Source organism: Paracoccus sp. PARArs4, from assembly GCF_947311865.1.
GTDB classification, from domain to species: domain Bacteria; phylum Pseudomonadota; class Alphaproteobacteria; order Rhodobacterales; family Rhodobacteraceae; genus Paracoccus; species Paracoccus zeaxanthinifaciens.
The window spans coordinates 162,172-170,863 of the sequence record NZ_CAMZMW010000009.1; the positions used below are offsets into that span (position 1 = coordinate 162,172).

At 59.5% G+C, this 8,692-nt stretch carries 7 protein-coding genes; all 7 read right to left on the bottom strand.

The window, feature by feature from the left end; translation table 11 throughout:
• Window positions 1-44 precede the first annotated feature (44 nt).
• Window positions 45-1,493, bottom strand: a complete 1,449-nt coding sequence (locus QMZ16_RS09745; RefSeq protein WP_282603078.1) for a class I SAM-dependent DNA methyltransferase — start codon at window positions 1,491-1,493, stop codon at window positions 45-47.
• A 2-nt stretch (window positions 1,494-1,495) separates the two neighbouring features.
• A complete protein-coding gene (locus QMZ16_RS09750; RefSeq protein WP_282603079.1) occupies window positions 1,496-3,949 on the bottom strand; it encodes a DEAD/DEAH box helicase family protein in 2,454 nt (817 codons plus the stop codon).
• Window positions 3,950-4,494: 545 nt separating this feature from the next.
• Entirely contained in the window at window positions 4,495-4,791 is a 297-nt protein-coding gene (locus QMZ16_RS09755; RefSeq protein WP_282603080.1) for a hypothetical protein, read from the bottom strand.
• A 161-nt stretch (window positions 4,792-4,952) separates the two neighbouring features.
• Complete coding sequence (locus QMZ16_RS09760) at window positions 4,953-5,354, bottom strand: hypothetical protein (protein ID WP_282603081.1); 402 nt, start codon at window positions 5,352-5,354, stop codon at window positions 4,953-4,955.
• A complete protein-coding gene (locus QMZ16_RS09765) occupies window positions 5,351-6,700 on the bottom strand; it encodes a recombinase family protein (RefSeq protein ID WP_282603082.1) in 1,350 nt (449 codons plus the stop codon). The genes QMZ16_RS09760 and QMZ16_RS09765 overlap by 4 nt, the downstream gene beginning before the upstream one ends.
• On the bottom strand, window positions 6,697-7,146 hold the full coding sequence (locus QMZ16_RS09770) for a DUF2924 domain-containing protein (RefSeq protein WP_282603089.1): 450 nt from the start codon (window positions 7,144-7,146) through the stop codon (window positions 6,697-6,699). Before QMZ16_RS09770 ends, QMZ16_RS09765 begins: the two co-directional genes overlap by 4 nt.
• Window positions 7,147-7,659: 513 nt before the next feature.
• Window positions 7,660-8,529 carry a helix-turn-helix domain-containing protein gene (locus tag QMZ16_RS09775; protein ID WP_348984660.1) on the bottom strand — a complete coding sequence of 290 codons (870 nt, stop codon included), beginning with the start codon at window positions 8,527-8,529 and terminating at the stop codon, window positions 7,660-7,662.
• Between the last annotated feature and the right edge of the window lie 163 nt (window positions 8,530-8,692).

Consider the following 8,692-nt stretch of genomic DNA (forward strand, 5'->3'; position numbering starts at 1 on the left):
CGCGCGTAGTCGACCAAGTGCGTATTCAGAAAGTTCCATGGTTATTACTCGATCAGTGCCTTTGTCAGGATGGCCTTCAGGTCGGCCCGCAGGCTGTCGACGGAGGCCTCGGCCTTTGTCAGGTCATTCAGCAAGGTCTCGGGGTCGCCCCAGTCCTCTTCGACGACATGCGGATTCTTGATGTCGAGATTGAAGCCGCGCTCTCGGATCTCGTCGATCGACACCTTCCAGGCGCGCTCGCTCTCCTGCCGCCCCTCGCGGGCCTCTCCGCCCCACCATGCGGCGCAGTCGTCCAGATGTTCCAGCCGGATCGGCTTGGTCATGGAATAGGCCTTCTGCGTCTCGGGCACGCGGTGTTCCCAGTACCAGATGTCCTGCGTGGGCGCGCCTTTTTCAAAGAACAGCAGGTTGGTGCCGATGGAGGCGTAGGGTTTGAAGACTGAGTTCGGCAGTCGCACGATGGTGTGCAGGTTGCATTCCTCGAGCAGGTGTTCCTTCAGCCGGGTCTTGATGCCTTCGCCAAAGAGCGAGCCATCGGGCAGGACCACGGCGGCGCGGCCCGTGTCCTTGAGCAGGCGGATGATGAGAGCGAGGAAGAGGTCAGCGGTTTCGCGGGTGCGGAAGGTGGGGAAGTTGTTCTCGATCCCGTCCTCTTCCTTGCCGCCGAAGGGTGGGTTGGACAGGATGATGTCGACCTTGTCCGCCTGTCCCCAGCTGGCCAGCGGGCGGGCGAGCGTGTTGTCATGGCGGACCCAGGACGGCTCCTCGACCCCGTGCAGCAGCATGTTTGTAACGCAGAGCATGTGGGGCAGCGGTTTCTTTTCGACCGCGCGCAGAGAGGCCTGCATCAGCGTCTCGTCCTCGGGGCGCTTGATGTGGGTGTCGCGCATGTGGCGGATGGCGCAGGTCAGGAAGCCGCCGGTGCCGCAGGCCGGGTCCATGAGGATTTCACCGGGCTTCGGGTCCATCTGCTGCACCATGAAGGCGGTGACGGCGCGGGGCGTGTAGTATTCGCCTGCGTTGCCCGCGTTCTGGAGGTCGTTCAGCAGCTGTTCGTAGATGTCGCCGAAGTGCTGGCGTTCGGACAGATTGTTGAAATCGACCTCGTTGATCTTGTTGATCACCTGGCGCATGAGCTGGCCGGACTTCATGTAGTTGTAAGCATCCTCGAAGACATCGCGCACGACCTTGGCGCGGGGGCCCTTCTGCGGCGAAAGGATCTTGAGGCGCGGGAAGAGCTCGTCGTTGACGAAGGCCAGCAGGCTATCGCCAGTGATACCCTCGGGATCGGCCGCCCAAGAGCGCCATTGCAGGTCCTCGGGGATGGGCGAGGTGTAGTCGTCCAAGGTGATTTCCAGCGCCTCGTCCTGGTCGTCCATGATCTTGAGGAAGAACATCCAGACCAGCTGCGACAGGCGTTGCGCGTCACCGTCAACGCCTGTGTCCTTCCACATGATCTGCTGCAGGGATTTGACGAGATTGCGGACGGACATGGTCAGGCACTTTCTTCGTAGAGCGCCGCCTGCATTTCATGCACGGCGCGAATGTAGTCCGGTCTCTTACCGAAAGCCCGGATCAGTTCAACCTCGGTGCCCATGCCGGAGAAGGGATTGATCTTCAGGATCTTGGGATCGTCGATACTGATGACGCCGTCGTCGGAGTATTTCTCGAGCAGGGCTTCGAGTACAGCGCGGGCCTGGGTGCCGTATTTCATGAAGACATCGCGCTTCTTGACGTTCTCGGCGCGCTCCTTACGGGTCAGCGGCTTGGCGTCGAAGGCGATGTGGCAGATCAGGTCGAAGGGGTCCAGATCAAGCCCCAGCTCGTCGGCGATCACGTCGAGGGGCAGCCCCTCTTCGGCGAGTTCCTCGATCAGGGCGTTCTTGCGTTCAGCCTGCTTCCAGCGGCGCAGAAAATCATCGAGGCTGGCGAAGCGCTGAAGCATCGCCTTGCGCGTGTAGTCGCGCAGGGACTCGGTCACTAGCCTACCGTTCTCGTCGAGGTATTCGGCGCGCTCGGCCACAATTTCAGCCCCCACACCGTCGATGTAGACCTTCGGGCGTGGGCCGGTGCTGGTGTCGCTCGTAATGGAGTCGTTGCCCGGATCGATTAGGACTGTCTCGTTTCCAGCGATGTCATCCGGGGTCGATGCGTCATCGTTGTTGGTGGGGGCCTCCTCCGGTGGGGTCACGGGATCGTCCGGCCCGGGCTGGTAGATCTGGACCGGTTCGCCGTCGAAGTCGGGGTCTGCGAAGTGGCTCGACGCCCCACGGAAATCCATCAGCGTGAAGAAGAGCTTCCGGGTGTCCTCGTGCACGCGCGTGCCGCGCCCGACTATCTGCTTGAACTCGGTCATCGACCCGACCTCGCGATCAAGCACGATCAGGCGGCAGGTCTGGGCATCGACACCGGTGGACAGCAGCTTGGAGGTCGTGACGATCACGGGGTAGGAAGCCTCGGGGTCAATGAAGTTCCCGAGTTGGTCGATCCCTTCCTTGTCATTCCCGGTGATCCGCATGACATAGCGCGCGTTTTTCGCGACAAGGTCGGCGTTCTCGTTGATCAAGGCCTGCCGCATACGAGCTGCGTGCTCCTGATCTACACAGAAGACAATGGTCTTCGCCATGGGGTCTCCGCTTTCGCGAAGGAACTCGGTCACCTTCTTCGCGACGAGCTTGGTCCGGTCGTCCAATACCACGGTGCGGTCGAAGTCCTTGGCGTTGTAGATGCGGTCCTCGACCTCATCGCCATCACGGTCCAACTGTCCCTTCTCGGGGCGATACCCCTGCACATCGCGGTCGATATGGACCTTGATGACTTTGTAGGGCGCAAGGAAACCGTCACGAATGCCTTGCTTCAATGTGTAGCTGTAGACCGGAGCTCCGAAGTAATCGATGTTCGAGGCATACTCCGTCTCCTTCGGTGTCGCGGTCAGCCCGATCTGCACGGCAGACGAGAAATGATCGAGGATTTCGCGCCAGGCCGAGTCCGCCGACGCGCTGCCCCGATGGCATTCGTCGATAATGATCAGATCGAAGAAGTCCTTGGAGAACTCGCGGTAGATCTTCTGGCTCTCGCTCGGCCCGGTGATCGCCTGATACAATCCAAGGTAAATCTCGTAGGAAGCGTCGATCCGGCGTTTCTTGTCGAGCGCGAGGTTCACGCTTTCCTTGGTCCCGTCCGGGCGCTCGATGGTCTTCGACTGTGTCGATAGCTTTGCCATCTTGCCACTGAAGGGCCGGAAATCGTTGACCATGGTCTGGTCGATCAGCACGTTCCGGTCAGCTAGGAAGAGAACCCTCTTTCCCGGGAACGCATTGCGAAAGCGCCAGATGATCTGAAACGCCGTATAGGTTTTGCCTGTCCCCGTTGCCATGACGAGAAATACGCGATCCTGACCCTTGGCAATCGCCTCCATCGTCTTGTTGATCGCGTTGACCTGGTAGTACCGCGGCTCTTTGCCGGACCCGTCGTCGTGGTAGTCCTGTAAGGCTATCTCTTCTTCAACTTCGGTCAGGCCCTTCCATATCTTGTAACGGCGCCAGAGCTCCCCAGGACTCGGAAACTCGTCCATTCTCAAGGTCTGCTCGACTTCGGATGACGTGCCCGTTCGATCATGGAAAATGAAGCCGTCGCCATTCGAAGAAAACACGAAAGGGATATCCAGCGTTTCGGCATAGCCAAGGGCCTGCTGCATCCCGCCGCCAACAGGATGCTTGTTGTCCTTCGCTTCGATGATTGCGATCGGGATGTTGGGCTTGGTAGAGAGTATGTAGTCGGCGCGTTTGCCCTCGCCGCGGCTTACCATTTTACCGCGCACGATGATCCGCCCCTTGGTGAAGCTGACTTCTTCTCGGATCTGAGTGTCGACGTTCCACCCTGCGGCGACCAGCGCGGGAGTGATGAATTTCGTGCAGATATCTCGCTCGCTAAAAATCCGCTTATCCAAGTCGCCCTACCAAATTTCTTAACCAGCAGTTCAATCCCTGACGCTACTTTGTTACAATGCACAAAGACAAGTAAGAGCACTGATGGCTGGTCAGGCAATGCGAGGGCGCTGAAACCTCTTTTCGTCATGCCCGACTGAGTGGCGGAATGTCGCAAGCCCAAGTAGCCAGGCGATTTCGCGTCTAGTTGGCGAAGGCACAAGGTTTTGGCAGCCTGTGAGGAATGCACGCATCGGACGATGTCAATCAATGTGCCGGTGCTCGATGCCCGCTCGGCAACCGTAGTATCGGCTATGCCGAACACGATGGCCGTGGTTCATGGGCCCGCCTGTATCGCGGCCGTTTCCCCTCATGCCTAAGGATGCCAGAGACCCCTGGGCTTCAGGCGGTCGGCCCGAAACCACATCCAAGCCGGATCATTGAGAAGCCGAGCCGCACTTGATCGAGCAGCTCGGTAATTTCAAACTCGATTTGAGAAAATACGAGGCGAGATCAACTGGACCCAGCCTATGCCTCAATTTTTCGCCGGAATGACGATCCGCATTTCCTATTCTTGATTGGGGATGAATACTGTTCCACATCCCGGAAAGACCAGTGTCTGTCCTTTTACAACTATCAGCCCTGCTTCGATATAGCGCGCTAGCAAGCTTTCGGCTTGTATCCTGTCCAGCTCACTATCAGCTGCTTCCAGTGCGTCCACCGCCTTGTGATAGTCCATCATGCCTTGATCATCGACATAAGTGGCGAGCACGAGGAACCCGCCAGCATATTGAGAGTCGTGGTCATGAAACAGGCTTCTCATGAATTTGCGGTCCCACCAGGTAGAGCGTTTGTCTGTTTCCATCATTCTTTTCCTTTTGTTGAACTTGATTTGGAAGGTATTTTGTCCGCCCAGCGGACATGATTTTCCGGCATGGCATGCTCGGTCCCCTTGAGGGCCCGGCGTCGTCCGTTGCAACGCGCACTATCGAACAAGCCCTGCCGGTAAGTATTCAAGAGCGAGAACTATCGCTCCGTTGTCGCCCAGCGCGCCCGTTGATGGCCCCATTCCAACGGAAATGGCTCAAGCAAGCGCGGGAGCGACAGGTCGTGTCCCTGCGAGCCATTGAGGATTTGCTCGACAATGTCGGGCGCGAGCAATGTCAGTCTCAAGACGCGCGTCATGTATGAATGAGAAATCCGCTCGCTCTCAGCCAGTTCACCGATGGTAGCGAACTCACCGCTCTCCAGCATGCGCTTCCAACGGAAGGCGCGGCCCAGCGCCTTGACCAGCGTACTGTCGCTCCGGTGGGTCTGCGGCGCATCCGCCGGCAGCTGGATCTCCTTCCGGCCGCCGCGTTTCACCACGCGGAACGGAACATGCAGGGTCATGGTAGCAGGGACAACGTGAGGGCAGGGGCGGGTCATGCTGCCTGCCCAACTTCGCCCGCCAGCATTTCCGCCGCCAGACCATTCAGCCCGTCGATACGCAACCGGACGTTCAGGCCATCAGTCCCGACATCGACACGCTCGACCAGCAGCGTGGCAATCCGCGCCTGTTCGGCTGGGAAGAGTTCATCCCAAAGCGGATCAAGCTGGCTCAGCGCGTGGCGGACATCTGTCTCGCTGATATCCCCAATGTCGCCGCGCCACGCTGACGTTTGCTCGCGAGCCGACTGCCAGGTGCCAGCAATGATCTCCGGCTGCCGGAACACGGCGCGAAGTTGATTGATTACAGCTGCCTCTATGTCGCCGGCAGGGACCCGACCTACGGGACAGGCGCCAGCGCCGTGCTTCAGAACAGTCTGGCTGACATAATAGCGATAGAGCCTGCCGCCTTTGCGGGTATGGCTTGGCGAGAAGGCTGCCCCGTCGGGGCCGAATATCAGCCCCTTCAGTAGTGCCGGCGTCTGTGCACGGGTACGCGCGGCACGGATGCGCGGGCTTTCCGTCAAAATGGTATGGACCTTGTCCCACAGGTCCCGCTCGATGAGCGCACGGTGTTCGCCGGGATAGCTCTCGCCCTTGTGCACTGCCTCGCCGAGGTAGACCCGGTTCGATAGCACCCGGTAGATGGCCTTTTTGTCGATGCGGTTACCGCGCGAGGTCCGGATGCCGCGGCTCTCCACCTCACGCGCCAGTTCGGTGCAGGAGCCAAGCTCGAGGAAGCGGGAAAAGATCCAGCGGACGTGCGCAGCATCCTCGTCGCGAACGATCAGCTTTCGGTCCTTGACCTCGTAGCCCAGCGGTGGGTTGCCGCCCATCCACATTCCCTTCATCCGGCTGGCGCGGAACTTGTCCCGGATCCGCTCGGCTGTCACCTCGCGCTCGAACTGCGCAAAGGAGAGCAGTATGTTCAGGGTCAGCCGGCCCATGGAGGTGGTTGTGTTGAAGGACTGGGTCACGCTTACGAAGGTAACGCCGTTGCGGTCGAAGACCTCGACCAGCTTGGAGAAGTCCATAAGCGAGCGGCTGAGCCGGTCAATCTTGTAGACCACCACCACATCCACGAGCCCGTCCTCGATGTCGGCTATCAGGCGCTGCAGGGCAGGGCGCTCCAGCGTGCCCCCGGAAATGCCACCGTCGTCATACTGATCGCGAACCAACACCCAGCCCTCTGAGCGCTGCGAAGCTATGTAGGCCTCGCAGGCCTCGCGCTGGGCATGGAGCGAGTTGAACTCCTGCTCCAGCCCTTCCTCGGAAGATTTGCGGGTATAGACCGCACAGCGCAGCTTGCGAACGATCGGCTTCGTGTTGTCCGAGGTACGCGTCATGCCCGACCCCGGTGGTTCCTGAGGCCGAAGAAGACCCAGCCGTTCCAGCGCGTGCCGGTAATGGCGCGGGCGAGGGCGGAAATGGATTTGAAGGGACGGCCCTGCCACTCGAACCCACCGGTGGTGACAGTAACGACATGCTCGGTGCCCTGCCACTCGCGGATCAGCCGCGTTCCGGCGATGGGCATCAGATCGGTACGAATGCGGCTCTTCTTGCGATCGCCGCCATCCAGCTCCTCGCCCAGTCGCTCCAGCCGCCGGGCCGTTTCCAGCTTCAAGCCGCCATAGGCCAGCTCCTGGATACGGTAAGCCAGCCTGCTCTCCAGGTAGCGACGGTTGAAGGGTGGCGGCACGCTGCCGAATAGCTCGTGCCATTGCCTTTTCAGTTCCGCTACCGGCTCGCTCTTAAGGGCGGCCAGTCGCGCGGGGATCGGATCGACGTTCATGATGTTCATCCAATTTTTGCTTTCGTCGATCCGAACTACCGCTCTGTCCGGGCCGAATGTGTAGTTGCCAGATACCCGCTGTTGCGAACTGTCTCCGTAAAGTCGCTGTTTCGCATCCGGAGGCGTAGGAGGCCGAGACAAAGGAGAGTACAGAGCTCCCGCCGTCGCTCGGAAACTGTCATCCGGCCTGCCTGCAGGGGATTGGAGCCGCGGGTCACCGCCCACGCTCCGGTTCAGACTGACGCCAGTCGCTAGATTGGGAGTGGAGTGTCGGGGCAGGGGTGAGCAATGGAAGCGAAAACCTGACCTGCGAGCAATACTCGCCGCGGGTTGGAAACCTGCAGACGAGGTGGAAACCTGGGGTCACTGAGTGGAAACCCCCTTTTTTTGCTCGGAACTGGCGCATGCGCGAGGCTAAGCCCACCGCATGCGACAACTCGCCGGAAGGACCCGGAACGCCCTCGGGGCAGGAGCAGGTGGAGAGGGTTGTCGGGTGATAAGTACAACTTCTCATCACTTCGAGCCTCGTGCAAAGCTTATGGCTGGAAGGTTGGCCTGCACGTTGTCGAGGAGCTGCTGAAGGGCGGCGCGCTCTGCTTCTTCTTTCGAGTCAACCTGCGTCGGCTTGCGCTGCGGCACTCTACGAGACGCTATCGCAAGTTCCGTTTCGACAGTAGCAGCGAACTCCGCGATCGCCTCCGTAAAGTAGTGCCACGTCCGGATGGGGTGACCCTTGCGACGGGCTGTAGCCTTCTTTCGCAATAGAGGCAGAATATGGGCCTCAAGGTCGTAGCCATGCTCGATCAACTGAAACAGACTGAGGCAATCCAAGCGCAGGAGGTCCCTGTCTGTCGGCGTGATCCAGGTCCCGAGCGCAGCGATGCAGATCTCCAGCACATCTTCTTCAGCAGAAGTAGTAAGTAATTTATTGCTATTGTTATGGAGAGCAAATTTTTCCGCCGCACGGAGCAAATTTTGCTTCTCAAGGGCTGCCATAAACTCTGGTTGCGAGGGCTCTTTCACATATTGGCCAAGTTCCCTGTGGCCACCCAGTGGCAGCTGTGCGCGGCCTAGCCAGCCTATAAGATGGTAAACATTGCTGATCTGATGGAAGTTGGCACAGCGACCAATGGTCCGGAGTAGGCCATAATTTTCCAGAATCCGGAGATGGTTTTGGACGGTGCGGCGCGAGCATCCCAAACTGGCCGCCATGGCTTCCTTCTTGTAGTAGCTGCAGCCATAGGCATCAGCTTTCCGCGCAAGGAACAACAGCAGGGCCTTTGGCCCTTGGGGAATGGTCCGAAAGCCGTCTGCCCAAGACAGTGCATATATGTTTGTATAGCAGGTCGGAGCGGCTCTCCGTTTGTCGCAAGGCGTTGGCATTATAGGGCCCTCTGGCGGCGGCTATTTAGCCAGGCTTGAACATCGCTGCGCTTCCAACCTACCGCGCGTTTGCCCAAGTGCACGGGAGTGTCAATGGCGGAGCAAAAACCAGCCACGGGGCGGCGTAAAAGCAGGCCACGTTTATGCGCGCACTTGAGCCCGC